At 52.2% G+C, this 26684-nt stretch carries 29 protein-coding genes and 2 tRNA genes; 18 read left to right on the top strand and 13 right to left on the bottom strand.

Annotated features, from left to right (window positions below; all coding sequences use genetic code 11):
* Positions 1–367 precede the first annotated feature (367 nt).
* Both dtpA and gstA read left to right on the top strand, forming a co-directional pair.
* Positions 368–1873, top strand: coding sequence for a dipeptide/tripeptide permease DtpA (gene dtpA / locus ACLJTG_RS01605; RefSeq protein ID WP_000100911.1), 1506 nt, complete (start codon positions 368–370; stop codon positions 1871–1873).
* Between the two features lie 104 nt (positions 1874–1977).
* Positions 1978–2583, top strand: coding sequence for a glutathione transferase GstA (gene gstA, locus ACLJTG_RS01600; RefSeq protein ID WP_000765727.1), 606 nt, complete (start codon positions 1978–1980; stop codon positions 2581–2583).
* Positions 2584–2641: 58 nt separating this feature from the next.
* On the opposite strand, the gene pdxY is transcribed toward gstA, so the two are convergent.
* The 5 genes from pdxY to anmK all read right to left on the bottom strand — a co-directional run bounded on the left by pdxY (position 2642) and on the right by anmK (position 7216).
* Entirely contained in the window at positions 2642–3502 is an 861-nt protein-coding gene (pdxY, locus tag ACLJTG_RS01595) for a pyridoxal kinase PdxY (protein WP_000789736.1), read from the bottom strand.
* Between the two features lie 59 nt (positions 3503–3561).
* Complete coding sequence (gene tyrS / locus ACLJTG_RS01590; RefSeq protein WP_000168626.1) at positions 3562–4836, bottom strand: tyrosine--tRNA ligase; 1275 nt, start codon at positions 4834–4836, stop codon at positions 3562–3564.
* A gap of 126 nt (positions 4837–4962) precedes the next feature.
* Positions 4963–5619 carry a pyridoxamine 5'-phosphate oxidase gene (gene pdxH / locus ACLJTG_RS01585; RefSeq protein ID WP_001282334.1) on the bottom strand — a complete coding sequence of 219 codons (657 nt, stop codon included), beginning with the start codon at positions 5617–5619 and terminating at the stop codon, positions 4963–4965.
* A 58-nt stretch (positions 5620–5677) separates the two neighbouring features.
* Positions 5678–6007 carry a C-type lysozyme inhibitor gene (gene mliC, locus ACLJTG_RS01580; RefSeq protein ID WP_001132086.1) on the bottom strand — a complete coding sequence of 110 codons (330 nt, stop codon included), beginning with the start codon at positions 6005–6007 and terminating at the stop codon, positions 5678–5680.
* An 87-nt stretch (positions 6008–6094) separates the two neighbouring features.
* Positions 6095–7216, bottom strand: a complete 1122-nt coding sequence (anmK, locus tag ACLJTG_RS01575) for an anhydro-N-acetylmuramic acid kinase (RefSeq protein ID WP_023220917.1) — start codon at positions 7214–7216, stop codon at positions 6095–6097.
* 271 nt (positions 7217–7487) lie between these two features.
* Between anmK and slyB the strand changes: the two genes are divergently transcribed.
* On the top strand, positions 7488–7955 hold the full coding sequence (gene slyB / locus ACLJTG_RS01570) for an outer membrane lipoprotein SlyB (protein WP_000597179.1): 468 nt from the start codon (positions 7488–7490) through the stop codon (positions 7953–7955).
* A gap of 47 nt (positions 7956–8002) precedes the next feature.
* Here slyB and slyA read toward each other — a convergent pair whose 3' ends face one another.
* Positions 8003–8443, bottom strand: a complete 441-nt coding sequence (slyA, locus tag ACLJTG_RS01565; protein WP_000764551.1) for a transcriptional regulator SlyA — start codon at positions 8441–8443, stop codon at positions 8003–8005.
* Positions 8444–8637: 194 nt separating this feature from the next.
* On the opposite strand from slyA, the gene ACLJTG_RS01560 reads away from it, so the two are divergent.
* The 3 genes from ACLJTG_RS01560 to ACLJTG_RS01550 are packed head-to-tail and all read left to right on the top strand — an operon-like array spanning position 8638 to position 11776.
* Complete coding sequence (locus ACLJTG_RS01560; RefSeq protein WP_000649755.1) at positions 8638–8874, top strand: DUF1656 domain-containing protein; 237 nt, start codon at positions 8638–8640, stop codon at positions 8872–8874.
* 2 nt (positions 8875–8876) lie between these two features.
* Complete coding sequence (locus tag ACLJTG_RS01555; protein ID WP_001538147.1) at positions 8877–9737, top strand: HlyD family secretion protein; 861 nt, start codon at positions 8877–8879, stop codon at positions 9735–9737.
* Positions 9737–11776, top strand: coding sequence for an FUSC family protein (locus tag ACLJTG_RS01550; RefSeq protein WP_023240032.1), 2040 nt, complete (start codon positions 9737–9739; stop codon positions 11774–11776). Before ACLJTG_RS01555 ends, ACLJTG_RS01550 begins: the two co-directional genes overlap by 1 nt.
* On the opposite strand, the gene sodC2 is transcribed toward ACLJTG_RS01550, so the two are convergent.
* From sodC2 to ACLJTG_RS01535, 3 genes are all read right to left on the bottom strand, one after another.
* Positions 11752–12273: a superoxide dismutase [Cu-Zn] SodC2 gene (sodC2, locus tag ACLJTG_RS01545; RefSeq protein ID WP_000826818.1), complete on the bottom strand. Its 522-nt coding sequence runs from the start codon at positions 12271–12273 to the stop codon at positions 11752–11754. The two genes, ACLJTG_RS01550 and sodC2, sit on opposite strands and share 25 nt — an antisense overlap.
* A gap of 79 nt (positions 12274–12352) precedes the next feature.
* Positions 12353–13249 carry an aldo/keto reductase family oxidoreductase gene (locus ACLJTG_RS01540; RefSeq protein WP_079898980.1) on the bottom strand — a complete coding sequence of 299 codons (897 nt, stop codon included), beginning with the start codon at positions 13247–13249 and terminating at the stop codon, positions 12353–12355.
* 50 nt (positions 13250–13299) lie between these two features.
* Positions 13300–13539: a DUF1289 domain-containing protein gene (locus ACLJTG_RS01535; RefSeq protein ID WP_001538148.1), complete on the bottom strand. Its 240-nt coding sequence runs from the start codon at positions 13537–13539 to the stop codon at positions 13300–13302.
* A gap of 102 nt (positions 13540–13641) precedes the next feature.
* Here ACLJTG_RS01535 and ACLJTG_RS01530 point away from each other — a divergent pair, with 102 nt between their 5' ends.
* The 4 genes from ACLJTG_RS01530 to rnt all read left to right on the top strand — a co-directional run bounded on the left by ACLJTG_RS01530 (position 13642) and on the right by rnt (position 16621).
* Positions 13642–14241 (top strand): TetR/AcrR family transcriptional regulator, encoded by a 600-nt coding sequence (locus ACLJTG_RS01530; RefSeq protein WP_001041823.1) that lies wholly within the window; start codon positions 13642–13644, stop codon positions 14239–14241.
* Between the two features lie 58 nt (positions 14242–14299).
* Positions 14300–15397, top strand: a complete 1098-nt coding sequence (locus ACLJTG_RS01525) for an alkene reductase (RefSeq protein WP_079898979.1) — start codon at positions 14300–14302, stop codon at positions 15395–15397.
* Between the two features lie 68 nt (positions 15398–15465).
* Positions 15466–15873: a lactoylglutathione lyase gene (gene gloA / locus ACLJTG_RS01520; RefSeq protein ID WP_001237787.1), complete on the top strand. Its 408-nt coding sequence runs from the start codon at positions 15466–15468 to the stop codon at positions 15871–15873.
* Between the two features lie 100 nt (positions 15874–15973).
* Positions 15974–16621, top strand: coding sequence for a ribonuclease T (gene rnt, locus ACLJTG_RS01515; RefSeq protein WP_001282267.1), 648 nt, complete (start codon positions 15974–15976; stop codon positions 16619–16621).
* A 77-nt stretch (positions 16622–16698) separates the two neighbouring features.
* Here the strand turns inward: rnt and grxD are convergent, their stop codons facing one another.
* Positions 16699–17046 carry a monothiol glutaredoxin 4 gene (gene grxD / locus ACLJTG_RS01510; RefSeq protein ID WP_000108176.1) on the bottom strand — a complete coding sequence of 116 codons (348 nt, stop codon included), beginning with the start codon at positions 17044–17046 and terminating at the stop codon, positions 16699–16701.
* 334 nt (positions 17047–17380) lie between these two features.
* Between grxD and ACLJTG_RS01505 the strand changes: the two genes are divergently transcribed.
* Together ACLJTG_RS01505 and sodB are read left to right on the top strand one after the other, a co-directional pair.
* A complete protein-coding gene (locus ACLJTG_RS01505) occupies positions 17381–18202 on the top strand; it encodes a C40 family peptidase (RefSeq protein WP_001520344.1) in 822 nt (273 codons plus the stop codon).
* A gap of 126 nt (positions 18203–18328) precedes the next feature.
* Positions 18329–18910 (top strand): superoxide dismutase [Fe], encoded by a 582-nt coding sequence (sodB, locus tag ACLJTG_RS01500; protein WP_000007299.1) that lies wholly within the window; start codon positions 18329–18331, stop codon positions 18908–18910.
* A gap of 82 nt (positions 18911–18992) precedes the next feature.
* On the opposite strand, the gene ACLJTG_RS01495 is transcribed toward sodB, so the two are convergent.
* Positions 18993–19082: a YnhF family membrane protein gene (locus ACLJTG_RS01495; protein ID WP_000102277.1), complete on the bottom strand. Its 90-nt coding sequence runs from the start codon at positions 19080–19082 to the stop codon at positions 18993–18995.
* A 295-nt stretch (positions 19083–19377) separates the two neighbouring features.
* Here ACLJTG_RS01495 and purR point away from each other — a divergent pair, with 295 nt between their 5' ends.
* Complete coding sequence (gene purR / locus ACLJTG_RS01490) at positions 19378–20403, top strand: HTH-type transcriptional repressor PurR (RefSeq protein WP_000190993.1); 1026 nt, start codon at positions 19378–19380, stop codon at positions 20401–20403.
* On the opposite strand, the gene punR is transcribed toward purR, so the two are convergent.
* On the bottom strand, positions 20400–21332 hold the full coding sequence (punR, locus tag ACLJTG_RS01485; RefSeq protein WP_000269523.1) for a DNA-binding transcriptional activator PunR: 933 nt from the start codon (positions 21330–21332) through the stop codon (positions 20400–20402). The two genes, purR and punR, sit on opposite strands and share 4 nt — an antisense overlap.
* A 112-nt stretch (positions 21333–21444) precedes the next feature.
* Between punR and punC the strand changes: the two genes are divergently transcribed.
* Together punC and cfa are read left to right on the top strand one after the other, a co-directional pair.
* Entirely contained in the window at positions 21445–22650 is a 1206-nt protein-coding gene (gene punC, locus ACLJTG_RS01480) for a purine nucleoside transporter PunC (RefSeq protein WP_001182309.1), read from the top strand.
* A 289-nt stretch (positions 22651–22939) separates the two neighbouring features.
* Positions 22940–24088 (top strand): cyclopropane fatty acyl phospholipid synthase, encoded by a 1149-nt coding sequence (cfa, locus tag ACLJTG_RS01475; RefSeq protein WP_000098879.1) that lies wholly within the window; start codon positions 22940–22942, stop codon positions 24086–24088.
* A 41-nt stretch (positions 24089–24129) separates the two neighbouring features.
* Here cfa and ACLJTG_RS01470 read toward each other — a convergent pair whose 3' ends face one another.
* Positions 24130–24771: a riboflavin synthase gene (locus tag ACLJTG_RS01470; protein WP_000493972.1), complete on the bottom strand. Its 642-nt coding sequence runs from the start codon at positions 24769–24771 to the stop codon at positions 24130–24132.
* Positions 24772–24987: 216 nt separating this feature from the next.
* Between ACLJTG_RS01470 and mdtK the strand changes: the two genes are divergently transcribed.
* From mdtK to ACLJTG_RS01455, 3 genes are all read left to right on the top strand, one after another.
* A complete protein-coding gene (mdtK, locus tag ACLJTG_RS01465; RefSeq protein WP_001175077.1) occupies positions 24988–26361 on the top strand; it encodes a multidrug efflux MATE transporter MdtK in 1374 nt (457 codons plus the stop codon).
* A gap of 151 nt (positions 26362–26512) precedes the next feature.
* A tRNA-Val gene (locus ACLJTG_RS01460) sits at positions 26513–26589 on the top strand.
* 10 nt (positions 26590–26599) lie between these two features.
* A tRNA-Val gene (locus tag ACLJTG_RS01455) sits at positions 26600–26676 on the top strand.
* Positions 26677–26684 lie beyond the last annotated feature (8 nt).

The raw sequence follows: 26684 nt of genomic DNA, 5'->3' as shown, positions 1-26684 counted from the left end.
TAGACTGACGCCCCGTTTTCACTACAAAACATTACTCTGCCATTTTTTCAGATAATGGCCTATATCACTGCTTTTCACCTTAAATAGCAGAAGATATCGCCTTTCACCCAAACTAATGGCCTTTTTGCAGTGTAAAAATCTGCCATTCTTCAAATGAAGAAATTTAACGCTGGATAACATTTCTGACATCGGACGATTCAACCAGAAGAGTTATATGTAACAGATTATTACAAAGCTCTTGTCTGGAGAGGAAAGATAGTGAACATTACCTGCCGTTTCCCCTCCAATATAACAATCGGACGGATGAGTCTGACTCATCACGCGCCAGACAATCCCTGTTAATACGGGGCGTAAAAAAGAGGTAAAAGTGTCTACTGCAAACAAAAAACCAACTGAAAGCGTCAGTTTGAACGCTTTCAAACAACCGAAGGCGTTCTATCTCATCTTCTCGATAGAGTTATGGGAGCGTTTTGGTTATTACGGCCTGCAAGGCATTATGGCCGTCTACCTGGTAAAACAACTGGGTATGTCAGAAGCGGATTCCATCACCCTTTTCTCTTCCTTCAGTGCGCTGGTGTACGGCCTGGTCGCCATTGGCGGTTGGTTAGGTGATAAAATTCTGGGCACCAAACGCGTTATTATGCTGGGTGCCGTGGTGCTGGCTATCGGTTATGCGCTGGTCGCATGGTCTGGTCATGACGCTGGCATCGTCTATATGGGCATGGCGGCTATCGCTGTGGGTAACGGTCTGTTTAAAGCTAACCCGTCTTCCCTGCTGTCTACCTGTTACGCGAAGGACGATCCGCGTCTCGACGGCGCATTTACGATGTATTATATGTCCGTCAACATCGGCTCCTTCTTCTCTATGCTGGCGACGCCGTGGCTGGCGGCGCGTTATGGCTGGAGCACCGCGTTTGCGCTTAGCGTCGTCGGTATGCTGATAACCGTCGTTAACTTTGCTTTCTGCCAGCGCTGGGTGAAAAGCTACGGTTCCAAACCCGACTTTGAACCGATCAACTTCCGTAATCTGCTGCTGACAATCGTGGGTATTGTCGTTCTGATTGCGGTCGCCACCTGGCTGCTGCACAACCAGGATATCGCGCGTATGGTGCTGGGCGTAATCGCTCTTGGCATCGTCATTATCTTCGGTAAAGAAGCGTTTTCCATGCACGGCGCGGCTCGCCGTAAAATGATCGTCGCCTTTATTTTGATGCTGCAGGCGATTATCTTCTTCGTACTGTACAGCCAGATGCCGACGTCGCTGAACTTCTTTGCCATTCGTAACGTCGAGCACTCTATTCTCGGTATCGCGTTCGAACCGGAACAGTATCAGGCGCTGAACCCATTCTGGATCATTATCGGCAGCCCGATTCTGGCCGCTATCTATAACAGGATGGGCGATACGCTGCCGATGCCGATGAAATTCGCCATTGGTATGGTGCTGTGTTCCGGCGCGTTCCTGATTCTGCCGCTGGGTGCCAAATTTGCGAACGATGCCGGCATCGTATCCGTAAACTGGCTGATCGCAAGCTACGGCCTGCAAAGTATCGGTGAGCTGATGATCTCCGGTCTGGGACTGGCAATGGTCGCACAGTTGGTTCCGCAGCGTCTGATGGGTTTCATCATGGGTAGCTGGTTCCTGACAACGGCAGGCGCTAACATCATCGGCGGTTATGTCGCCAACCTGATGGCTGTGCCGAGCGACGTGACTGACCCACTGATGTCCCTGGAAGTCTATGGTCGCGTATTTATGCAGATTGGCATAGCAACCGCCGTTATCGCCGTCCTGATGCTGCTGACAGCGCCTAAGCTGAACCGTATGACCCAGGACGATGATACCGCTGAAAAAGGCTCTAAAGCCGCTACAGTTTAATTTTCCGGGAAACAACATTCAGGCCGCTAACTGTGCGTTAGCGGCTTTTTTTTTGCTCGTCCCCGCACTACCATACTTTAAACCTCAGCAAAAAGGAGTTACCGATGAAACTGTTCTACAAACCGGGTGCCTGCTCTCTTGCTTCCCATATTACCCTGCGCGAAATTGGCAAAGACTTTACGCTTGATGGCGTCGATCTCGCAAAAAAACGCCTGGAAAACGGTGATGATTACCTGGCAGTCAACCCTAAAGGACAGGTTCCGGCTCTGCTGCTGGATGACGGCACACTGTTGACTGAAGGCGTCGCCATTATGCAGTACCTCGCCGACAGCGTTCCCGACCGCCAGCTTCTGGCGCCGGTAAGTAGTCTTGCTCGCTATCATACGCTGGAATGGCTCAACTATATTGCAACGGAACTGCATAAAGGCTTTACCCCGCTGTTCCGCCCTGACACGCCGGAAACACTTAAACCCGCCGTTCGCGCCGGTCTGGAAAAGAAATTGCAGTATGTGGATGAGTCGCTTTCAGACGACCAGTGGATTTGCGGCCAGCGTTTTACCATCGCAGACGCTTATCTGTTTACCGTATTGCGTTGGGCCTATGGCGTAAAACTGAATATGGACGGGTTAACGCATATTGAAAGTTATATGCAGCGTGTCGCAAAAAGACCGACCGTTGCGGCAGCGCTTAAAGCGGAAGGACTGAATTAATGTCATGTTGCCGGATAGCTCGCTGTACCGCCATCCGGCCTCTTTTTAGCAGCAATAATTACAGCCGCGTTGCGCTGAAGTAATGTTCAGGGTTAGCGATCCTGTCCTGGGCCGCCACGACCTGCAGTTCGTACTCCTGCATCGTTTTGGTGGCGATCATAATCTCATAGACTGCCGCCGTAACGTGCTCCAGCGCCTGCTGCAACGTCGCGCCCTGCAAAAGTTTGACCAGCAATAAACCACTGGTGACATCGCCAACGCCAACCGGCTGACGTGAGCCGAAATCCACCAGCGGACGGCTAATATGCCAGGCTTCCTGTGCCGTCACCAGCAGCATTTCAAAGCGTTCTGAACTGTAACCGGCGCGGGCGAGATGTTTTACCAGTACAATTTCTGGCCCCTGAGCAATCAGTTCACGCGCCGCCTGCACGGCGTCATTCACATTATTCACGCTATGTTTGCTGAGAATTTCCAGTTCAATCAGGTTAGGCGCGATAATATCGCTGGCGGGTAACGCATAACGCACATGGAACTCTGCGACGCCAGGCGCCACGATACAGCCCTTTTCCGGATGCCCCATCACGGGGTCGCAGAAATATTTTGCCTGCGGATTTGCCGCTTTAACCTGGCGCACAATACCGAGAATGTGTTCTCCCTGCTCGGCAGATCCCAGGTAACCGCTAAGTACGGCGTCGCAGTGCGCTAACTGGCCAATGTCCGCAATCCCCTGGACAATCTCAGTCAGATGGCTGGGCGGCATGACACAGCCGGTCCATTTACCATATTGCGTGTGGTTAGAAAACTGAACGGTATTCAGCGGCCAAACATTCGCGCCAAGACGGCGCATGGGAAATTCGGCGGCGCTGTTGCCCGCATGTCCGAAAACAACATGGGACTGGATAGCGAGGATATTCTTCATTTTTTTACCTGAACATCAAAAATAAGGGAGTGATTTCTCACTCCCTGTTACTTAATGCCTTATTTCCAGCAAATCAGACAATAGTTCTTTTTGCCGCGACGTAATAAGGTGTAGCGGCCAAACAGACGGTCCTCATCGTTAAAGATGTATTCAGGATCGGATTGTTTTTCACCATTGATAGTGACAGCGTTGGAGGCGATAGTCTTACGCGCCTGACCACGCGACGGCTGGAGTTCGGCGTCTACCAGCGCTTGCATCAGGTCGGCGCCTTTTTCCATTTCAACCATCGGTACGCCGTCTTGCGCCAACTGCTCAAAGTCAGCTTCGCTCAGCGCGCTCAGTGAACCGCTGAACAGGCATTCAGTGATCCGTTTCGCCGCGACCAGCCCCTCTTCACCATGAACCAGGCGCGTCACCTGCTCGGCCAGCACATACTGCGCGCGCGGCGCTTTACCGCTGTTTTTATCTTCTTCTTCCAGGGCATTGATCTCTTCAATGTCCATAAAAGTGAAGAATTTCAGGAAGCGATAAACATCGGCATCTGCGGTGTTAATCCAGAACTGGTAGAATTTGTACGGACTGGTTTTCTTCGGATCCAGCCAGACAGCGCCGCCTTCGGTTTTACCGAATTTCGTGCCGTCAGCTTTGGTGATCAGCGGAACGGTCAAACCAAATACCTGATTCTGGTGCAGGCGACGGGTCAGGTCGATACCGGAAGTGATGTTCCCCCACTGGTCAGAACCGCCAATCTGTAAGGCAACGCCGTGCAGTTTATTCAGACAAGCGAAGTCGTACCCCTGTAGCAGGTTATAAGAGAACTCCGTGAAAGAGATACCCTGATCGTCACGGTTCAGACGCTGCTTCACCGCTTCTTTGTTGATCATCTGATTAACGGAAAAATGTTTACCGATATCGCGCAGGAAAGTCAGCACATTCATGCTGCCGAACCAGTCATAGTTATTGGCCGCGATGGCGGAGTTTTCGCCGCAATCAAAGTCCAGGAATGGGGCAACCTGTTTACGAATTTTCGCCACCCACTCCTGAACGGTCTCTTCAGTGTTCAGTTTACGCTCGGCAGCTTTAAAGCTCGGGTCGCCAATCAGACCGGTCGCGCCGCCTACCAGCGCAACAGGTTTGTGCCCTGCCTGCTGGAAGCGTTTCAGGCATAACAATGGAACCAGATGCCCCAAATGCAAGCTGTCAGCGGTAGGATCGAAGCCGCAATAGAGCGCGATCGGGCCTTGCGCCAGTCGCTCTGCCAACGCGTCTTCGTCCGTCACCTGGGCTACCAGCCCCCGCTCTTGCAATTGTTTAATCAAGTTACTGCTTGCCATCAAAATCTCCATGTATAAAACGACTGCACCTTTGCCGGTACACGACTTTTCGCCAGACGCGAAAGAGACATAGCATAAAACGGCGGATTCATCCGCACCAGTGCTTAAAACAAGATTTTTGCATCTTTAGGGCGCAAGACGGTCGATTTTCCATGCGCCGTCGTCGCGTTGGTATAAAAAGCGATCGTGCAGACGATGTTCGCCGCCCTGCCAGAACTCCATCTGTTCGATACTCACGCGAAAACCACCCCAGAAGCTGGGTAACGGCACTTCGCCCTGTTGAAACTTCTGCTTGAGCTCCAGGAATTTGCTTTCGAGGATACCGCGCGCGGAAATGCGGCTGGATTGTTTAGAGACCCATGCGCCGATCTGGCTGTCGCGCGGACGGCTGTGGAAATACCTCACCACCTCAAGAGTGGAGAGACGCTCGGCTTTGCCTGTCACCATCACCTGGCGTTCAAGCATATGCCAGGGAAATAACAGGCTGATACGCGGATTGTGCTCAATTTGATGCGCCTTGCGGCTTCCCAGGTTGGTATAAAAGACCAGGCCTTTTTCATCATAATGCTTGAGCAACACAATACGCTGGTACGGTTGCCCCTTGTCATCTACGGTCGCCACGACCATTGCCGTCGGATCGGCCAGTCGCGCGTCGCACGCTTGCCCAAGCCAGCGCTCAAATAAGGTTAACGGTTCAGCGGGTAAATCGCGGCGACGCAAGCCGCCTTTCGTATATTCACGGCGCAGATGCGCGATCTGCTGCAATTGGTCGTTATCAGACATGGCGTTGATCAGAAATAATCAGTGGGTGGCGCTATTGTGCGCCCCCATACTGAAAATCTCAACGCTTCGGATTTTGTAACTGACAGTTATTAAGCACAATTCTGTCTCGCTTATAGACCGTGGCGCTCTCGCCTTGCGACCAGAAAACATAAATCCCGTCGGTATAACGCGCGCCCGAGGCCGAGATTCCTTGCTTCAGGGTCAGCAGCTTATTGTCATAAACAAAACTGACCTCTTCACGCGGGTTATTGACTTTAACGGTAAGCGGCTTCTCATCACACTGGTATTCCAGCGTATCCGTTTGCATACGTTCAACAAATTGTTGATAAACGCTACAGCCGGTCAGCAGCACAGGTAAACACATTATTGCGATCTTTTTCATAGGCATATCCCGAAAGCTCTCCTGCTTCTGGAAGGGCAAACGCCCCTTCCTGACCTTGCTAGTTTACCGATATAGGGTCCGGGAAAAATTCAGTTAACTCTGAGTTATTGGGTTAGCCGGGTAAATAGCGCCTAAAACACTGGCTTCTGTAGCCCCCGTCACGGAAGGTAAGTTTCCCGGCAGGCCCGCGAGCGTTCGCCAGGCAAGCCAGGCAAAGGCCAGCGCTTCCATATCATCGCCGCTGATCCCCGCCTTATCGGTGGTCGAAACCTCGATACCGGGCAACAGCGCCGCCAGACGGGCCATCACTAACGGATTCCGGCTTCCGCCGCCACAGACCATCAGCCGCTCGCAGCCGCCGTTGAGCAGCACCTGTTGGGCGATGGAGACCGCCGTCAGCTCCGCCAGCGTGGCCTGTACATCGCGCGCGTCTGCGCCAGGGAAAGCCGCAAGATGGCGCTCTAACCAGCCATAGTTGAAATATTCGCGTCCTGTACTTTTGGGCGCCGACGCAGCAAAGTACGGATCGCGCAACATCTTTTGCAGCAATGGAAGAATAACCTGACCTTCTTTCGCCCATGCCGCGTCTTTGTCGTAGGGCTGCGCGCATTGTCGCCAAATCCACGCATCCATCAACATATTACCCGGCCCCGTGTCGTACCCGCGCACCGCCTGTCCGGGGAAAAGCAGAGATAAATTGGCGATGCCGCCGATATTCAGGACCATACGTTTTTCCGTCGGATGTCCCAACAGCGCGTGATGGAAAGCGGGCACCAGCGGCGCGCCTTGTCCGCCCAGCGCAATATCCCGCCGCCGAAAATCGCCGACCACTGTAATCCCCGTATGGGCGACGATGTGATTATTATCGCCAATTTGCAGCGTATGCGGGGCCTCGCCGGTCGGCTCATGCCAGACCGTTTGCCCATGACAACCAATGGCGACGATATCCCGCGGCTGCAAACGTTGTTGCGCTAACAGCGCATTAACCGCCTGTGCAAAAAGCCGGCCTAACTGGGTATCCAGCTGGCCGAGTTGCGAGAGCGTAAGCGGTTGTCCCTGGCAAATATCGAGAATGCCTTTTTTCAGATGAACGGGAATGGGCCAGGTGAGACTTGCCTGTTGCGCAACCATAGTTTCATCAATTGCCGCCAGTACAACATCCACGCCATCAAGGCTGGTTCCGGACATAACGCCAATAAAACGGCCCGATTTCATACCTCTTCCTTTTAAGCTGGGTTAAGCCTTAACACTCGGCATAACGTATTTTGTAATGCTATGCCCACGTCACGTTTTTTGCCGTGTCGTCCACGGATATCAATGACCTATCTTTTCTTGCTTCCGACTTCGTTTAAGATTGGTTAATTAACTTCTGATTATGATTTTTACATTCTTTCAGCAGAAGATATGACCTTAACTGCATAAATGCCATATAATTTAGCTATAGGGATGCTGACATAGCGTTTCGTGAAGAACAGGAGATGGGTAAATGATTAAACGTGTACTGGCCGTTTCACTGATGGGGTTATCCTTAGCTGGGTGTGTTAACAATGATAGCCTTTCGGGTGATGTTTATACCGCATCCGAGGCTAAACAAGTTCAGAATGTAACGTACGGTACTATCGTTAACGTTCGTCCGGTTCAAATTCAGGGCGGTGATGATTCTAACGTGATTGGCGCTATCGGCGGCGCGGTGTTGGGCGGATTCCTCGGCAACACTATCGGCGGCGGTACGGGTCGTTCACTGGCGACCGCGGCAGGCGCGGTGGCTGGTGGCGTAGCGGGCCAGGGCGTCCAGAGCGCAATGAATAAAACCCAGGGTGTGGAACTGGAAATTCGTAAAGACGATGGCAACACCATTATGGTTGTGCAGAAACAAGGAAATACGCGTTTCTCGGCAGGTCAGCGTGTCGTGCTGGCCAGCAACGGCAGCCAGGTTACCGTCTCTCCACGCTAAACCAGGCTTTACGTGTGGTCACATGGCCACACGTATGCCCCTGCACCTCAATCGTGAGAGTGCAATTCCATAATATTGTGTTCAAGTTTGGCGATAAGTTTAATCAGAAGCTCAATCTCCTCTGAAGAAATCCCAGCCAAAATTTCACCGCGCGTTTTATGAATGACCGCTTCCATCTCAGCGATCAGCGGCTCCGCTTTCTCGGTCAGTTTAATGCGCTTAGCGCGACGATCGCTGGCGCAGGTTTGCCGCGAAATTAGCCCCTTATCTTCAAGTTGATCCAACGTGCGTACCAGCGATGGCTGCTCAATGCCTATCGCTTTAGCCAATTGAATCTGCGACTGGTCAGGCGGCAATTGATGAATATTGTGCAACGTGACCCAATGTGTCTGCGTCAATTCCAGAGGCTTGAGGCGATGGTCAATCAGAGCACGCCAAATGCGCACCAACCGTGCCAGATCAGAACCTAGTGGCGATTCCAATTTCATCTCCTTATAATTAGCTTGCTAAGTTATTATGCTGATTTTAGAATAGTGTGCAGTATTTGTATTCTCAAAACAAATGTATTGCTAAATTTGCTTACCAATAGACATTTTTTCAGACATAGTGCGCACTTGGCACCTGTAGCTTCAGTTTTGGCTAAAACTAAAGCATCGATGTCTGACGCAAAGGAACATTGCTTGTGAAGTGTATACTCAACGCCACAGGATTGCCCTTACAAGATCTCATGTTGGGAGCATCTGTTTACTTTCCGCCATTCTTTAAAGCCTTTGCGCTTGGGTTCGTTATCTGGTTGTTTATTCACCGACTCCTGCGTGACCGGATATACTCTGATGAAATCTGGCATCCCCTGTTAATGGATCTCTCCCTCTTTACGCTTTGCGTATGTCTGGGCCTCGTTTTACTGATCGCGTGGTAAATATGTCGTTAAAAACAATAAAATATTTTTCTACTCTCATTGTCGCCGTCGTCGCCGTTCTGGCCGCGTGGTGGCTATGGAATTACTATATGCAGTCACCGTGGACGCGCGATGGTAAAATCCGCGCGGAACAGGTCAGCGTAACGCCACAGGTTTCTGGCAGCATTACCCAACTCAATATCAAAGATAATCAGTTCGTCAACGCCGGGGACGTTCTCTTTGTCATTGATAAAACGCCCTTCCATATTGCAGAACTTAACGCGCAGGCGCAGTTGGCCAAAGCGCAGTCCGATCTGGCAAAAGCGAATAATGAAGCCGATCGACGTCGACATTTATCGCGTAACTACATCTCTGCTGAAGATCTGGATAGCGCCAATCTGAATGTTAAAGCGATGCAGGCCAGCGTAGATGTCGCACTGGCAACGTTAAAACAGGCGCAGTGGCAGCTTAGCCAGACGGAAGTAAAAGCGCCGGTATCCGGCTGGGTGACCAACCTTTCCACGCGTACCGGTGATTATGCCAGCACCGGTAAGCCACTTTTCGCCCTGGTAGATAGCCATTCATTTTATGTAATGGGATATTTCGAAGAAACCAAACTACGCCACATCCGCGAAGGTGAGCCTGCATTAATAACACTGTATAGTGGCAATGTTAAGTTACAGGGTCACGTTGGCAGTATCGGGCGCGCTATTTACGACCAAAGCGTGGAAAGCGACTCCGGTTTAGTGCCCGATATCAAACCCAACGTACCGTGGGTACGTCTGGCGCAACGCGTACCGGTACGTATCGAATTTGACGCTTTGCCGCAGGATATCACGCTCGTCTCCGGCACTACCTGCAGCGTAGCCATTGGACAGCGGTAATGAAACTCTCCCTGCCGGCCCTGCGAAATACGCCCTGGTTTAAAGCGACCTCCGGCCAGTGGCGTTACGCGTTGCGCAATACCATTGCCATGTGTCTCGCGCTGACATTCGCTTATTATCTCAATCTGGATGAGCCCTACTGGGCGATGACTTCGGCCGCAGTGGTGAGCTTTCCGACCGTAGGCGGCGTAATCAGTAAAAGTCTGGGGCGTATTGCCGGGAGTTTACTCGGCGCGACCGCCGCGTTAATTATTGCCGGCCATACGCTGAATGAACCCTGGTTGTTCTTATTTAGCATGGCCGCCTGGATCGGTTTTTGTACCTGGGCCTGCGCGCATTTTACCAATAATGCCGCTTATGCTTTCCAGTTGTCCGGCTACACGGCGGCGATCATCGCGTTCCCGATGGTTAATATTGTAGAAATCACGCAGTTGTGGGATATCGCCCAGGCACGTGTATGTGAAGTTATCGTCGGCATCCTCTGTGGCGGCATGATGATGATGATCCTACCCAGCACATCGGATGGTACCGCCCTGCTCACCGCGTTGAAAAACATGCATGCGCGCTTGCTGGAACATGCCAGTCTACTGTGGCAGCCGGAGACTACTGACGCTATCCGCTCCGCGCATGAGGGGGTCATTGGGCAAATCCTGACCATGAACCTGCTGCGTATTCAGGCCTTCTGGAGTCACTACCGTTTTCGCCGCCAGAATGCATTGCTAAATGCATTGTTACACCAGCAATTACGGCTAACCAGCGTGATCTCCAGTCTGCGTAGAATGCTTTTAAACTGGCCGACGCCGCCGGAAAACAGCCGCGAAGTCATTGAACAACTCTTAGCTGAGTTGGCAAAACCGCGCGCGGACAGCTACACCGTGGCGCGGATTATTGCGCCGCTACGCCCGCAGGATGAACAGGATTATCGTCACCTCGCGTTCTGGCAGCGATTACGCTATTTTTGCCACTTATATCTGCGCAGCAGCCGCCAGTTATATCTGATCGAAAGCGGCGCGCCGGTGGATCAAATCCATATCCGCCGCACTCCCGGCCTTGCGCGGCATACGGATAACGCAGAGGCCATCTGGAGCGGCGTGCGTACCTTTTGCACGCTCACGGTGATTGGCGCCTGGAGTATTGGCGCGCAATGGGAATCCGGGCCCGGCGCATTAACCCTGGCGGCGATCAGTTGCGTCCTCTACTCCATCGTCGCCACGCCGTTTAAGTCGCTTTCCTTATTGATGCGTACTTTAGTGCTGCTGTCCTTATTCAGCTTCGTGGTGAAATTTGGCCTGATGGTGCAAATCACCGATCTGTGGCAATTCTTACTTTTCCTTTTTCCGCTGTTCGTCACGATGCAACTGCTTAAACTGCAGATGCCTAAGCTGGCGGGACTGTGGGGGCAGCTTATCGTTTTTATGGGCTCATTCATCGCCGTGACCAATCCACCGGTGTACGACTTCGCCGACTTCCTTAACGATAATACCGCCAAGATCGTCGGCGTCGCGATTTCCTGGCTGGCGTTTGCGATTTTGCGCCCCGGTTCCGATGCCGTAAAAAGCCGCCGCCATATCCGCGCGCTACGCCGGGATTTCGTCGATCAGCTTAGCCGTCACCCTTCCCATAACGAAAGCGAGTTTGAATCGCTGACCTATCATCACGTCAGTCAGCTCAGCAATAGCCAGGATGCGCTGGCGCGCCGGTGGTTATTACGTTGGGGAGTGGTGCTGCTGAACTGCTCGCATGTGGTGTGGCAGCTGCGCGCCTGGGAGTCGCGTTCCGATCCGCTTTCCCGGGTGCGGGATATTTGTATATCCCTGCTGCGCGATGTGATGAGCGAGCGCGGCGTACAGCAACGCCCGCTTGCCGTTACGCTACAGGAACTACAGCGTATCTGCGACACGCTCGCACATCATCATCAACCCGCCGCGCATGAGCTGGCGGCGATTATCTGGCGTTTACACTGTTCGCTGTCGCAGCTGGAACAGGCTCCAGCGCAGGGAACACTGTCTCCGGGTTATTTAATGACGCCGCAGGCGTAACGCGTTCCGCCGCCGCCGAGCGGTTTCGGCTGATCGGACATGTTATCGCCGCCCACATGGATCATGAGCGCTTTATCTTTCACTTCATCAAGAGACTTCAGACGCGGCGCAGTAACCGGTTCGGTGGCGATACCATCATTATTAACGACTAACACCGGGAGGTCGCCCAGATGCCCCTGACCTTCCGGTCCTTCATGCTTACCGGTATTTTGTGGGTCCAGATGACCACCAGCGGCTTCTGCGGCAACCGCTTTGCCGTCTTTAATCGCGGGCTGGCAGCTACCTTTGGCATGAATGTGAAAACCATGCTCGCCCGGCGGCAACGCTTTAAGGTGTGGGGTAAATTTTAAACCGCCTTCGGTTTCATCGATGACGACGGTGCCGATAGACTGTCCTACGCCTTGCGCCGTCACCAGATTCATCTCTACTTTCTCGCTGGCGGCCTGCGCACCCGCACAGGCCAGCAGCGTCACCATCGCTAAACTTAATCGCTTCATAAAACCTCCGTTACATGTGGTCGCCTGTTAAGTGTAAACCACTGGCGAAAACATGTACGGAAAGTCAACGAGTTGGCGATTACGGCACGTCATAACCCAGTGCCGCCTTGCGGATTCGGAACCACTGTTGACGCGACAATGACAGCGTTTCCGCTTCTAGTGCGGCACGTACGCGTTCGATTTTACCCGAGCCAATAATCGGCAGCGGCTGCGACGGCAAACGTAAAATCCAGGCATAGACCACCTGTTCAATAGAACTGGCGTTGAGTTCTTGCGCGATAACGGAAAGTTCCTGGCGCAACGGCTGATAAGCCTCATCATTAAACAGCCGACCGCCGCCAAGACATGACCAGGCCATCGGACGAATACGCAGTTGCTGTAATTGATCTAATGTGCCGTCCAGCAACAAAGGCTGGTGAACCGGCGAGATCTCCACCTGGTTGGTCGCCAGGGTGAACGGCAGGCGCGATTGCAGCAACGTAAATTGCGCTGGCGTAAAATTAGAAACGCCAAAATGGCGCACTTTGCCGCTTTGATGCAGATGTTGAAACGCCTCGGCGACGTCATCCGCATCCATTAACGGATCGGGACGGTGAATTAACAACATATCCAGATAATCTGTCGCCAGATTCTTTAATGACTGTTCGGCGCTCAGAATAATATGGCGGCGATCGGTAATATAATGACCGAGCCTATTTTCCGCTCTGGCGGTGATCGCAATACCGCATTTGGTAACGATTTGCAGTTTTTCCCGCAAATGCGGCGCCAGCGTTAGCGCCTCGCCAAACGCCGCTTCGCACTGATAACCGCCATAAATGTCCGCATGGTCAACGGTAGTGACGCCCAAATCCAGATGTTCTTCGATAAAACTCACTAACTGACGCGCGGACATATTCCAGTCCATCAAACGCCAGTAACCCATGACAAAACGCGAAAACTCCGGGCCTTGTGGAGCGATGGTGACACGCTGAACCATAACAGATTCCTCATAGAGAATAATGAGGTTGAGTATACGCAATTCCGCGTTTAAAAGAGTGAAGGTTGTTGAGGATCTTCCGATGGGAGAGGCTTATTTGCGCGTATTTTACGCAAGAAACGCTGGCGACAAAGCCGCAGTACATTTTGTTTCTCGGCATCGCTCATTTTTTGCCAGTTAAAGCGTTCGTCGCGGCTGCGCATACATCCCCGACAAAAGCCACGCTCATCAGACTGGCAGATACCGCGACATGGGCTTGCTACAGGAAAAAACTCCAACTGCTCGGCCACATCCCCTCCTCAACGTTTGGCGCTTATGACTATTGAAGACGCTAACTGACATTATGGCAACTCTGCTTGCAGTAGACCGACTGGTCTACTATACTGCCTGCTATGAATAAGCAAACCGAACACGATACCCGCGAACATCTGCTGGCCACCGGCGAGCAGCTTTGTATGCAACGGGGTTTTACCGGCATGGGGCTTAGCGAGTTGCTCAAAACCGCCCAGGTGCCTAAAGGGTCGTTTTATCACTACTTTCGCTCGAAAGAAGCCTTCGGCGTCGCCATGCTTGAGCGACATTACGCCTGCTATCATCAGCGTCTTACGGCGCACTTCACCTCCGGTCCCGGTAATCATCGCGATCGTCTTCTCGCCTGGTATCAGGAAACGTTAAAGCAGTTTTGCCAGCAAGGCGCCATCAGCGGTTGCCTGACGGTGAAACTGTCAGCGGAGGTCTGCGATCTGTCGGAGGATATGCGCTCTACGATGGATAAAGGGGCGCAGGAGATCATGGCACTGCTTGCACGCGCGCTGGAAGATGGCCGTAATAGCCACTGTTTACATTTCACCGGCCAGCCGTTGCCACAGGCGCAGGTACTTTATGCTCTGTGGCTGGGCGCCAATTTGCAGGCAAAAATATCCCGTAGCGCCGCGCCGCTGGAAAATGCGTTGGCGCATGTTAAGACCATCATTGCAACGCCTGAGCAGTAACAGGCGTTTTTATTTCCTTTATTACAAGACGACCGGTCTACTTATATCAGGAGCCACTATGTCATCAGCAAAACTGTTTACCCCCCTCAAGGTGGGTGCCATCACGGCGACAAATCGCGTATTTATGGCGCCTTTGACGCGTTTGCGGAGTATTGAACCGGGCGACATTCCTACGCCGTTAATGGCGGAATATTACCGTCAACGCGCCAGCGCCGGATTGATCATCAGCGAAGCCACACAAATCTCCGCACAGGCGAAAGGCTATGCCGGCGCACCGGGATTACACAGCGATGAGCAGATCGCCGCCTGGAAAAAAATCACTCAGGGAGTCCATGCCCAGGGCGGCCATATGGCGGTGCAATTGTGGCATACGGGCCGTATTTCACACGCCAGCCTGCAACCAGGCGGACAAGCGCCCGTCGCGCCATCCGCTATCAATGCGGGAACCCGCACCTCTTTGCGTGACGAAAACGGTCAGGCCATCCGCGTAGAGACTTCCACGCCGCGCGCGCTGGATACTCACGAGATCCCCGGGATCGTCAACGATTTCCGCCAGGCTATCGCCAATGCCCGAGAGGCGGGCTTCGATCTGGTGGAGCTGCATTCCGCGCACGGTTATCTGCTGCACCAGTTCCTCTCACCGTCTTCTAATCACCGTACCGATCGGTACGGCGGCGGCGTAGAGAATCGCGCCCGTCTGGTACTGGAAGTGGTTGATGCCGGCATTGAAGAATGGGGCGCGGACCGTATCGGCATCCGCCTTTCTCCTGTCGGCACTTTCCAGAATGTCGATAACGGCCCGAATGAAGAAGCTGACGCCCTTTATCTGATTGAAGCGTTAGGCAAACGCGGCATTGCTTATCTGCATATGTCTGAACCAGACTGGGCGGGCGGTGAACCGTACAGCGACGCGTTCCGTGAAAAAGTGCGCGCGTGTTTCCACGGTCCCATCATCGGCGCTGGCGCCTATACGCCAGAAAAAGCGGAAGGTCTGATCGAAAAAGGGCTGATTGACGCCGTGGCGTTTGGTCGCGATTACATCGCGAACCCGGATCTGGTAGCGCGTCTGCAACGTAAAGCGGAACTTAATCCACAGCGTCCCGAAAGTTTTTATGGCGGCGGCGCGGAAGGCTACACTGACTACCCTACTCTGTAATTTCATTGATAGCGGCCTCACATCGCCGCTATACTTTGAATATCTTGACTATTTTAAGGACAACGAAAATGCGTTTATTGCATACTATGCTGCGCGTCGGCGATTTGCAGCGTTCCATCGCTTTTTACACCAACGTTCTGGGCATGAAATTGCTGCGTACCAGTGAGAATCCGGAATACAAATACTCGCTGGCCTTTGTGGGATATGGTCCGGAAACGGAAGAAGCGGTCATCGAACTAACCTATAACTGGGGCGTTGAGAGCTATGACATGGGCAATGCGTACGGGCATATCGCGCTGAGCGTTGACAATGCTGCTGAAGCCTGTGAACGCATTCGTCAGAACGGCGGCAACGTGACCCGTGAAGCGGGGCCGGTAAAAGGCGGTTCGACCATCATCGCCTTCGTTGAAGATCCGGATGGCTATAAAATCGAATTGATTGAAGCTAAAGACGCAGGCCGCGGTCTGGGTAACTGATCCCCCGCCGGGCGCAGGTCACTGCGCCCGTTGTTTTACTGCATCCCGGCGTAAAATTTGCCATAATACGCGCTGCATTTTTTCGTATTAAGAGACTCAGATGTCCGATAACGCTCAACTTTCCGGTCTGTGCGACCGTTTTCGTGGTTTTTATCCTGTCGTCATCGACGTTGAAACTGCAGGATTTAACGCTAAAACCGATGCGCTGCTCGAAATCGCCGCCATCACGCTGAAAATGGATGAACAAGGCTGGCTGATGCCGGACATGACGCTGCATTTCCATGTGGAGCCGTTCGCTGGAGCCAACTTACAGCCGGAAGCGCTTGCGTTTAACGGTATCGATCCCTCTAACCCGCTACGCGGCGCGGTGAGTGAATATGAGGCGCTACACGCTATTTTCAAAATGGTGCGTAAAGGTATCAAAGACAGCGGTTGTAGCCGCGCCATTATGGTCGCGCATAACGCCACTTTTGATCACAGTTTTATGATGGCCGCCGCAGAGCGCGCCTCGCTGAAACGTAACCCGTTTCATCCGTTCGTCACCTTTGATACTGCGGCATTGAGCGGACTGGCGCTGGGACAAACGGTGTTATCAAAAGCGTGCCTGGCGGCAGGTATGGAGTTTGACGGTGAAAAAGCCCATTCCGCTTTGTATGATACCGAGCGGACAGCGGTGCTGTTTTGTGAAATCGTCAATCGCTGGAAGCGCCTGGGCGGCTGGCCGTTACCTTTGCCGACGGACAAATAACGAGGCTAACAACGCCGCTCTTGCTCACGATGGCGGTAAAAAAGCGACCTTTACAGGTCGCTTTCCCCTTTCACAGATTACTCTGCGTCCGGCTCCTGAGTTTTATATTTTGCCGCAGTTTCTTTAATAAGCTGCTGCAGCTCGCCACGCTGATACATTTCAATCACAATATCACACCCGCCGACCAGCTCGCCGTCCACCCACAGTTGTGGGAATGTCGGCCAGTTGGCGTATTTCGGTAATTCAGCGCGAATATCCGGGTTTTGCAGGATATCAACATAGGCAAAACGTTCCCCGCAGGCTGAAAGCGCCTGAACGGCCTGCGCAGAGAAACCACAGCTTGGCAGTTTCGGTGAACCTTTCATATACAGGAGAATCGGGTTTTCAGCGATCTGGCGCTGAATTTTTTCGATAGTGGTGCTCATTGTCTCGCTTCCTTAAACTACTTTTACGACTGAAGCCTGTCATTGTAACGGGTCAGGCTGGCAACGGAAAATAACATTTTCATCATGCCTTATTATTTTACCGTCTGCGGGAATAAGTTGTATACAAAATATCTTTTAAGTGGGTTGCCGCGCAGTGATTTGTAGATAACGCGTTCGTGTTTAGCATTAATTGCTATTTTTTTACATCTGTTAACGAAACACAGCTTCAGAAACCAAAAGCAATTACCAATCTGTGCTTTTGTAGATTAGAATTATCAGGTTTTGTAAATCATACGCAGGCATGAATCGCCTGCCTTTAACAGAGGATTGCTCAGTGGCGCGGATAAACAAAATCTCGATCACGCTCTGTGCTTTACTTTTTACTACTCTCCCCTTTACGCCAATGGCCCATGCTTCCAGGCAAGCCAAAGCGACGCCTGCTGTTTCTCATGTCACGAAAACGGCAGATAAAAAGAAAAGCACAACGAAAAAGATCAGTAAAACCAGCAAAAAAAACGTAAAAAAAACCTCAAAAACCAGCCGTTCTTCTTCCGCTTCTACGCCAAAACGTACCACCGCCTCCACGAAATCTCGTCATACGACGCATCGTCGTAACAGAACCGCGCCCACGTCAATCGCCGCCCTCGACGTAACGGAAAAATGCACGACGCGTAAAGGCCGTAAGCCGCACTGCGTGAAGGGGAAGGGAACATTGCCGGTCTCTATTGCCGATGCGCATCGTGCAAAAGTACAAAAAGCGACGAAAACCGCGATGTCCAAACTCATGAATCAGATTGGTAAACCGTATCACTGGGGAGGCGCGTCGCCGCGCACCGGTTTTGATTGCAGCGGTCTGGTTTATTATGCCTATAAAGATTTAGTGAAGATCCGTATCCCCCGAACGGCGAATGAGATGTATCACCTGCGTGACGCGGCGCCCATTGAGCGTAGCGAGTTGAAAAACGGCGATCTGGTGTTCTTCCGTACGCAGGGGCGCGGCACCGCCGATCACGTTGGCGTCTATGTCGGCAACGGTAAGTTTATCCAGTCTCCGCGCAGCGGTCAGGAAATTAAGATCACCTCACTGAACGAAGAATACTGGCAACGTCATTATGTCGGCGCCCGCCGGGTGATGACGCCTAAAACAATTCGCTAATATTTTATCCTGTCGTTTAACGACAGGATAACTTCTTCTTTTGCGCCACCGCTCAATTTGCTACCCTATCCTTACGCGCACCAGGGGTATTGTGCGTGCGCAATATTAATAATAAGGAGAGAAGCAATGTCGTTCGAATTACCTGCATTACCGTATGCCAAAGATGCTCTGGCGCCGCATATTTCTGCTGAGACGCTGGAATATCACTATGGCAAACATCATCAGACTTACGTGACCAATCTTAACAATTTGATCAAAGGCACGGCGTTTGAAGGCAAATCGCTGGAAGAGATCGTGCGCACTTCCGAAGGCGGCATCTTTAATAACGCCGCTCAGGTGTGGAACCACACCTTCTACTGGAACTGCCTGGCGCCAAACGCTGGCGGCGAACCGACCGGGAAACTGGCTGATGCTATCGCGGCATCTTTTGGCAGCTTCGCGGAATTTAAAGCGCAGTTCACCGATGCCGCTATCAAAAACTTTGGTTCCGGATGGACATGGCTGGTAAAAAGCGCTGATGGCAAACTGGCTATCGTTTCTACCTCAAATGCCGGTACGCCGCTGACTACGGATGCAACGCCGTTGCTAACGGTTGATGTGTGGGAACACGCGTATTACATCGACTACCGCAACGCCCGTCCAAACTATCTGGAGCATTTCTGGGCGCTGGTTAACTGGGAATTTGTTGCGAAAAATCTCGCCGCATAAGTCTGAGTACGCAGAAGGTACGCCTTCTGCGTTTTAGAGAGGGATAGAATAGAGGAGACGCCCACCCTCAGAAGAGAGGAAATCAGTGCAGAGCGGCCGTTAATCCACCTGCGACAATCACGCCCAGAACAATCAGCGTAGTAATCAACGAAAATTTCAGGTCGGTACTCATCAAGTTTTCTCCTTTTTATTCCCACACAAAAAGTGATATAGCGCATTTTTGCACATTCCCGCACAAAAATCTCTCATGTTTTATATTGATAACTGTTTTTAACGCTTCCCCTTTTCCTCAAGATCAGACAAAATTCCAGGCTTACTGAATTAGCGTAACGGCCATTGACCCCTTCCTGACGTTCCGTGTCGTTTTTCCGGCGTGCCGCAACCCTGACGTTGCGATTAGGGTGTGTGTAGGCAAACGTTTACCTGGCGTTTCTCAGGAGCTTAGCGAGGGTCTGGAGTGAAATGTAATGGCAACAATTAAAGATGTAGCGAAACGAGCAAACGTTTCCACTACAACTGTATCACACGTAATCAACAAAACGCGTTTTGTCGCTGAAGAAACGCGTAACGCGGTCTGGGCGGCAATTAAAGAGCTGCACTACTCTCCCAGCGCCGTCGCGCGTAGCCTGAAGGTTAACCATACCAAGTCGATAGGCTTACTGGCGACCAGCAGCGAAGCGGCCTATTTTGCCGAAATTATCGAGGCGGTTGAAAAAAACTGTTTCCAGAAAGGCTATACGCTGATTTTAGGCAACGCCTGGAATAACCTGGAAAAACAGCGCGCCTACCTGTCCATGATGGCGCAAAAGCGCGTGGATGGCCTGCTGGTGATGTGTTCTGAGTATCCAGAACCTCTGCTTTCCATGCTGGAAGAGTATCGCCATATTCCGATGGTGGTGATGGACTGGGGTGAAGCGAAGGCCGATTTTACCGACACGGTGATTGATAACGCCTTTGCAGGCGGCTATATGGCGGGTCGTTATCTGGTTGAGCGCGGCCACCGGGATATCGGCGTTATTCCCGGCCCGCTGGAGCGCAACACCGGCGCGGGGCGGCTGGCAGGCTTTATGAAAGCCATGGAGGAGGCGCTGATCAACGTGCCGGACAACTGGATTGTTCAGGGCGACTTCGAGCCGGAGTCCGGTTACCACGCGATGCAGCAAATCTTATCGCAGTCACATCGCCCTACCGCCGTTTTCTGCGGCGGCGATATTATGGCGATGGGCGCGCTTTGCGCGGCTGACGAAATGGGGCTTCGCGTACCGCAGGACGTTTCGGTGATCGGTTATGACAATGTGCGTAACGCCCGTTACTTTACCCCGGCACTGACGACGATTCACCAGCCCAAAGACTCTTTAGGCGAAACCGCATTTAATATGCTATTGGATCGCATCGTCAATAAGCGCGAAGAGTCACAGTCTATTGAAGTTCATCCACGCCTGGTTGAGCGTCGCTCGGTCGCTGACGGCCCGTTCCGCGACTATCGGCGTTAATCCCCGCTGTCGGGAGCCTCTTCTGGCTCCCGCAGCCACTCCCGATTCAACGTTTCGCTATCGCCCAAATAGTCCAGCAGCCATGCCAGCGCGGGCGAGGCCTCGTTTTGCTGCCACGTCACGCAACAGGCCGCATCGGGAAACGGATTCTCTAACGTCAGCGCCACCCATTTTCCGCTGTCTATCCACTGGCGGGCAAAATGCGTCGGCACCATTCCCACGCATAGTCCTGCCGACAGGCAGGTTGCCGATGACTCCCAGTCCGGTACGACGACCCTTTTTTGGTTATCCAGCAGCCAGGTAATCCGTTTCGGTAAGGTTCGCGAAGTGTCTTCCCTGACCAGCGACGGCCAGTTGCGCAGGGTATCATCGCTTAACGGCCCAGGCATCGACGCCAGCGGGTGATCGCTTGCCACTACGCAGCTCCAGCTCAGGGTCCCCATATCCCGAAAAGCGTAACGCCCCCCTACCGGAATCGCCTGCGTCGCCCCAATCGCCAGTTCGACACGCCCGTCGGAGAGCGCGTCCCAGACGCCGTTAAACACCTCCTGAAAAACCAGCAGTTCCACATCGTCAAAATGGCGATAGAAATCGACGATCATCTGCCGGGTACGTTCTGGTCTGACGATATTGTCCACCGCAATAGCTAACTGCCCACGCCAGCCATTAGCAATTTGCTGACACTGCTGGCGAGTGATCTGCATTTTTTTGATAACAGAACGCCCTTCTTTTAAAAACCAGACGCCAGCAGGCGTCAGTTCAACATCACGGTGACGTCGTACAAAAAGCGGTACGGCCAGCCACTCCTCTAGCTGACGAACGGTGTAACTGACTGCTGAAGGCACACGGTGCAGTTCCTGCGCCGCCGCGCTAAAACTGCCATTGCGCGCCACGGCGTCAACCACTTCAAGCGAGTATTCCGACCACATAATTTGCCTACAAAAATTTTGAATTCACTGGACAAATATTAACGTTTCACAACCGTAATTTCACTCCCTACACTCTGCGACAATGTCTGTCTGATAAGAAAGAGAAACAAATATGCAACCTGGAAAAGGTTTTTTAGTCTGGTTAGCCGGTCTTAGCGTGCTGGGATTTCTGGCTACGGACATGTACCTGCCCGCGTTTGCCGCCATACAGGCGGATTTACAAACGCCTGCCGCCGCGGTCAGTGCCAGCCTCAGCCTGTTTTTAGCTGGCTTTGCCGTCGCGCAACTACTTTGGGGACCGCTATCGGATCGTTATGGCCGTAAACCGATTTTACTGCTGGGGTTATCTATCTTTGCGCTCGGAAGTCTGGGGATGCTGTGGGTAGAAAGCGCGGCAGCACTGCTGACGCTGCGCTTCGTGCAGGCCGTCGGCGTTTGCGCGGCAACGGTAATCTGGCAAGCGCTGGTGACCGATTATTATCCTTCGCAAAAAATTAATCGTATCTTCGCCACTATCATGCCACTGGTGGGCTTATCCCCGGCGCTTGCGCCCTTACTGGGAAGCTGGATACTGACGCATTTCTCATGGCAGGCGATTTTCGCCACTCTGTTCGTGATTACGTTGTTGCTGATGTTGCCGGCGCTGCGCTTAAAACCATCGGGAAAAGCGCGTACCGAAGGACAGGATAAACTCACTTTCGCGACGTTGTTACGCTCTAAAACCTATCGCGGTAATGTGCTGATTTATGCCGCCTGTTCCGCCAGCTTTTTTGCGTGGCTAACAGGGTCCCCATTTATTCTCAGCGCGATGGGTTACAGCCCGGCAGTGATTGGCCTGAGCTATGTTCCGCAAACCATCGCTTTTCTGATTGGCGGATATGGTTGCCGCGCGGCGCTACAAAAATGGCAGGGCTACCAATTGCTTCCGTGGCTGTTAGGGCTGTATGCGCTGAGCGTTATCGCCACCTGGGGAGCGGGCCTTCTGAATAATGCCTCACTGGTGGAGATCCTGATTCCTTTCTGCGTAATGGCGATTGCTAATGGCGCCATCTACCCTATCGTCGTCGCGCAAGCGTTACGCCCTTTCCCTCAAGCCACGGGGCGCGCTGCGGCGCTACAAAATACGCTGCAACTGGGGTTATGTTTCCTGGCAAGCCTGGTGGTTTCATGGCTCATCAGCACGCCGCTGCTGACCACCACCAGCGTAATGCTCTCTACCGTTGTTCTGGCGGCGTTAGGTTACAAAATGCAGTCTCATGCAGATTGCGCTGAGACCGGATTTCCCCATGCCAATGTCGCCCACGACAAGTCTCACTAAAGACTTGTTAACCGCTGGTAATTAGCACGCTAACAATTTTCGGTTGAATCATCAAAAATTGCGGCCTATACTGATTCCCGGTTGTTTATATTACGATAATTATTAGGCATTAACGGGAACCGGAGCGTTCCCGATTCACCATGGATGGCCTTTTCGGCAAGGGTTCCTCCCTTCCTCTGTTCTACGTCGGATAACTGGCTCACGGAATTGTCCGTGGGATTTCTCACAAAGCCAAAAAAGCGTCTACGCTGTTTTAAGGTTCTGATCACCGTCCAGTGATGGAGAAACTATGAGTTCATCGTGTATAGAAGAAGTCAGCGTGCCGGATGATAACTGGTACCGAATCGCCAACGAATTGTTAAGCCGCGCGGATATTACAATTAATGGTTCCGCCCCGTCTGACATTCGTGTTAAGAATCCCGATTTTTTTAAACGCGTCCTTCAGGAAGGATCGTTGGGGTTAGGTGAGAGTTACATGGATGGCTGGTGGGAATGCGAGCGTCTGGATATTTTCTTCAGCAAAGTCTTACGTGCCGGTCTTGAAAATCAACTCCCCCACCATGTTAAAGATACGCTCCGTATCCTCGGCGCGCGTCTGATTAATCTACAAAGTAAAAAACGCGCCTGGATTGTCGGCAAGGAACATTACGATCTTGGTAATGACCTTTTTTCCCGTATGCTCGATCCCTATATGCAATATTCTTGCGCCTACTGGAAAGATGCCGATACGCTGGAAGCGGCACAGCAAGCCAAGCTGAAATTAATTTGCGAAAAGCTACAGCTACAACCGGGGATGCGTGTGCTGGATATCGGCTGCGGCTGGGGCGGCCTGTCGCAATATATGGCGACCCATTATGGCGTTAGCGTGGTGGGCGTAACGATCTCCGCTGAACAACAAAAAATGGCGCAGACGCGTTGCGAAGGTCTGGATGTCTCCATTCTCCTCGAAGATTATCGCGACCTTAACGATCAGTTTGACCGAATCGTCTCTGTCGGCATGTTCGAACATGTCGGGCCAAAAAACTACAACACCTATTTTGAGGTCGTTGACAGGAATTTAAAACCGGATGGTCTTTTCCTGCTCCATACTATTGGTTCTAAAAAAACCGATCATAATGTCGATCCGTGGATCAATAAGTATATTTTCCCCAACGGTTGTTTGCCGTCTGTTCGTCAAATCGCCGAGGCCAGCGAATCACACTTTGTAATGGAAGACTGGCATAACTTTGGCGCCGACTATGACACGACTCTGATGGCGTGGCACGAGCGCTTTATCAATGCCTGGCCAGAGATTGCGGGCAATTATAACGAGCGCTTTAAACGTATGTTCAGCTATTATCTCAACGCCTGCGCGGGTGCGTTTCGCGCGCGTGATATTCAGCTTTGGCAGGTGGTATTTACGCGCGGCGTTGAAAACGGTCTGCGCGTTCCTCGCTAATCATCTCCCCCGCATTTCATGCGGGGGAATCTTATTTTCCGTTAGCCAATGTCGGCCTGATTTCTGACCGCATTTTCTCGTGTAGCCAGTACGCGTTCTACGGTATCGACAACCGCCTGCGTTTGCGGATCGATCTCGATATTCACACGCTCACCCAGTTTTTTTCTGCCAAGCGTAGTACGTTCCAGCGTTTCCGGAATGAGATGCACGCAGAAGCGCGTTGGCGTTACCTCGCCGACGGTCAAACTGATACCGTCAACGCCGATAAAGCCTTTGTACAGGATATACTTCATCAGGGACGCATCCTGCACTTTAAACCACACCTGATGGTTATTTTCGGAGGTCAGGATTTTCGCGATCTCCGCCGTCGTAATAATATGCCCCGACATCAGATGACCACCGATTTCATCGCTGAATTTGGCGGCGCGCTCTACGTTGACCTCATCACCTACCCTCAACGCGCCCAGATTGGTGATGCGCAACGTTTCTTTCATCAGATCAAAACTTATCTGGTTACCGTTTATTTCAGTCACCGTCAAACAGCATCCGTTATGCGCTACCGACGCCCCCGTCTCCAGCCCCTCCAGCATGTAGTCCGGTAACGTCACCACATGGGTGCGAAAGTTGGGTTTTTCATCAATCGATACCAGTTTCGCGGTACCCTGTACGATCCCCGTAAACATATCTTCAACTCCTGAAATAAATATAAGCAGAACTGTTCAGCACAATAGCAGGTGGAAAAACAGCTTGCCAGCAATGCGCCGTTAACAACTGTTTTTTCACTGGAGAAATAGTAATACCCCGCTACAATAGACTGAAATTTCCCCTGCTATTTCTTTTGGCTGCCACTACGGCGGCTTTTTAGTCTTTCATATAACAACAAAATAAAAGGTGAATACGTGCAGAAGTATACCAGTGAAGCGCGTCAGTTATTAGCGTTAGCGATACCGGTGATCCTTGCGCAAGTGGCACAGACCGCAATGGGATTCGTCGATACCGTCATGGCGGGAGGCTATAGCGCTACGGACATGGCTGCCGTCGCTATCGGCACCTCTATCTGGCTTCCCGCCATTTTGTTTGGTCACGGCTTACTGCTGGCCTTGACGCCTGTGATTGCGCAACTCAATGGCTCCGGCCGTCGTGAGCGTATCGCGCATCAGGTTCGACAAGGGTTCTGGCTGGCGGGCTTTGTCTCCGTGCTGGTGATGATCGTCCTGTGGAATGCCGGATACATTATCCGCTCTATGCATAATATTGATCCGGCGCTGGCCGATAAAGCCGTGGGTTATCTTCGCGCGCTGCTGTGGGGCGCGCCAGGATACCTTTTCTTTCAGGTAGCGCGAAACCAGTGCGAAGGTCTGGCCAAAACCAAACCGGGTATGGTGATGGGATTTTTGGGCCTGCTGGTGAATATTCCGGTGAACTATATTTTTATCTATGGCCATTTTGGTATGCCGGAACTCGGCGGTATCGGCTGCGGCGTTGCGACTGCGGCGGTCTATTGGGTGATGTTTATCGCCATGCTTTCTTACATTAAACACGCGCGTTCAATGCGTGATATTCGTAATGAAAAAGGCTTTGGCAAACCTGATAGCGTCGTCATGAAGCGCCTGATTCAACTGGGGTTGCCGATTGCGCTGGCGCTGTTCTTTGAAGTGACGTTATTTGCGGTCGTTGCGCTGCTGGTTTCGCCATTAGGTATTGTGGATGTCGCCGGTCATCAGATTGCGCTTAACTTTAGCTCGCTGATGTTCGTACTGCCGATGTCGCTGGCTGCGGCGGTAACGATTCGAGTGGGTTATCGTCTGGGCCAGGGCTCAACGCTGGATGCGCAAACCGCAGCGCGTACCGGTTTAGGCGTCGGCATTTGTATGGCTGTGGTTACCGCTATTTTTACCGTTACTCTGCGTAAGCATATTGCTTTGCTCTACAATGACAACCCTGAGGTCGTGGCGCTTGCCGCGCAATTAATGCTGCTCGCTGCGGTTTACCAGATTTCCGACTCTATACAGGTTATCGGCAGCGGTATTCTGCGCGGTTATAAAGATACGCGTTCCATCTTTTTTATCACCTTTACCGCCTACTGGGTGTTAGGTTTACCCAGCGGTTATATCCTGGCGTTAACGGATTTGGTGGTGGATCGTATGGGACCGGCAGGCTTCTGGATGGGGTTCATCATCGGCCTGACCTCGGCGGCGGTGTTAATGATGCTACGGATGCGCTATCTACAACGTCAGCCGTCCGCCATCATTTTGCAGCGCGCTGCGCGATAATACGACGATAGCCGTCGCATGGCGGCTATTTTCTCGACATGTTGCATATTTCCACCGCAATCAGGTGATTTCAGGAAGAAAATTGCGATTTCCCTCTTGCCTCATTGCGGTTGTGACGCTAATATTCGTCCCCGTTGTCACCTACAACGTTGCGTTCATAGCTCAGTTGGTTAGAGCACCACCTTGACATGGTGGGGGTCGTTGGTTCGAGTCCAATTGAACGCACCATCATTTTAATGCGTCTGTAGCTCAGTTGGTTAGAGCACCACCTTGACATGGTGGGGGTCGATGGTTCGAGTCCATTCAGACGCACCAATCCATTA

Origin of the sequence: Salmonella sp. SAL00672, from assembly GCF_046552175.1 — a bacterium.
GTDB lineage: Bacteria > Pseudomonadota > Gammaproteobacteria > Enterobacterales > Enterobacteriaceae > Salmonella > Salmonella enterica.
The sequence above is the reverse complement of the archived record's forward strand: the minus strand, read 5'-3'. Positions and strand labels throughout refer to the sequence as shown.

Coding starts and splice junctions, on each gene's coding strand:
- gstA (WP_000765727.1), top strand. CDS start 1,978: ATGAAACTGTTCTACAAACCGGGTGCCTGCTCTCTTGCTTCCCATATT.
- pdxY (WP_000789736.1), bottom strand. CDS start 3,502: ATGAAGAATATCCTCGCTATCCAGTCCCATGTTGTTTTCGGACATGCG.
- tyrS (WP_000168626.1), bottom strand. CDS start 4,836: ATGGCAAGCAGTAACTTGATTAAACAATTGCAAGAGCGGGGGCTGGTA.
- pdxH (WP_001282334.1), bottom strand. CDS start 5,619: ATGTCTGATAACGACCAATTGCAGCAGATCGCGCATCTGCGCCGTGAA.
- mliC (WP_001132086.1), bottom strand. CDS start 6,007: ATGCCTATGAAAAAGATCGCAATAATGTGTTTACCTGTGCTGCTGACC.
- anmK (WP_023220917.1), bottom strand. CDS start 7,216: ATGAAATCGGGCCGTTTTATTGGCGTTATGTCCGGAACCAGCCTTGAT.
- slyB (WP_000597179.1), top strand. CDS start 7,488: ATGATTAAACGTGTACTGGCCGTTTCACTGATGGGGTTATCCTTAGCT.
- slyA (WP_000764551.1), bottom strand. CDS start 8,443: ATGAAATTGGAATCGCCACTAGGTTCTGATCTGGCACGGTTGGTGCGC.
- ACLJTG_RS01555 (WP_001538147.1), top strand. CDS start 8,877: ATGTCGTTAAAAACAATAAAATATTTTTCTACTCTCATTGTCGCCGTC.
- ACLJTG_RS01550 (WP_023240032.1), top strand. CDS start 9,737: ATGAAACTCTCCCTGCCGGCCCTGCGAAATACGCCCTGGTTTAAAGCG.
- sodC2 (WP_000826818.1), bottom strand. CDS start 12,273: ATGAAGCGATTAAGTTTAGCGATGGTGACGCTGCTGGCCTGTGCGGGT.
- ACLJTG_RS01540 (WP_079898980.1), bottom strand. CDS start 13,249: ATGGTTCAGCGTGTCACCATCGCTCCACAAGGCCCGGAGTTTTCGCGT.
- ACLJTG_RS01530 (WP_001041823.1), top strand. CDS start 13,642: ATGAATAAGCAAACCGAACACGATACCCGCGAACATCTGCTGGCCACC.
- ACLJTG_RS01525 (WP_079898979.1), top strand. CDS start 14,300: ATGTCATCAGCAAAACTGTTTACCCCCCTCAAGGTGGGTGCCATCACG.
- gloA (WP_001237787.1), top strand. CDS start 15,466: ATGCGTTTATTGCATACTATGCTGCGCGTCGGCGATTTGCAGCGTTCC.
- rnt (WP_001282267.1), top strand. CDS start 15,974: ATGTCCGATAACGCTCAACTTTCCGGTCTGTGCGACCGTTTTCGTGGT.
- grxD (WP_000108176.1), bottom strand. CDS start 17,046: ATGAGCACCACTATCGAAAAAATTCAGCGCCAGATCGCTGAAAACCCG.
- sodB (WP_000007299.1), top strand. CDS start 18,329: ATGTCGTTCGAATTACCTGCATTACCGTATGCCAAAGATGCTCTGGCG.
- ACLJTG_RS01495 (WP_000102277.1), bottom strand. CDS start 19,082: ATGAGTACCGACCTGAAATTTTCGTTGATTACTACGCTGATTGTTCTG.
- purR (WP_000190993.1), top strand. CDS start 19,378: ATGGCAACAATTAAAGATGTAGCGAAACGAGCAAACGTTTCCACTACA.
- punR (WP_000269523.1), bottom strand. CDS start 21,332: ATGTGGTCGGAATACTCGCTTGAAGTGGTTGACGCCGTGGCGCGCAAT.
- punC (WP_001182309.1), top strand. CDS start 21,445: ATGCAACCTGGAAAAGGTTTTTTAGTCTGGTTAGCCGGTCTTAGCGTG.
- cfa (WP_000098879.1), top strand. CDS start 22,940: ATGAGTTCATCGTGTATAGAAGAAGTCAGCGTGCCGGATGATAACTGG.
- ACLJTG_RS01470 (WP_000493972.1), bottom strand. CDS start 24,771: ATGTTTACGGGGATCGTACAGGGTACCGCGAAACTGGTATCGATTGAT.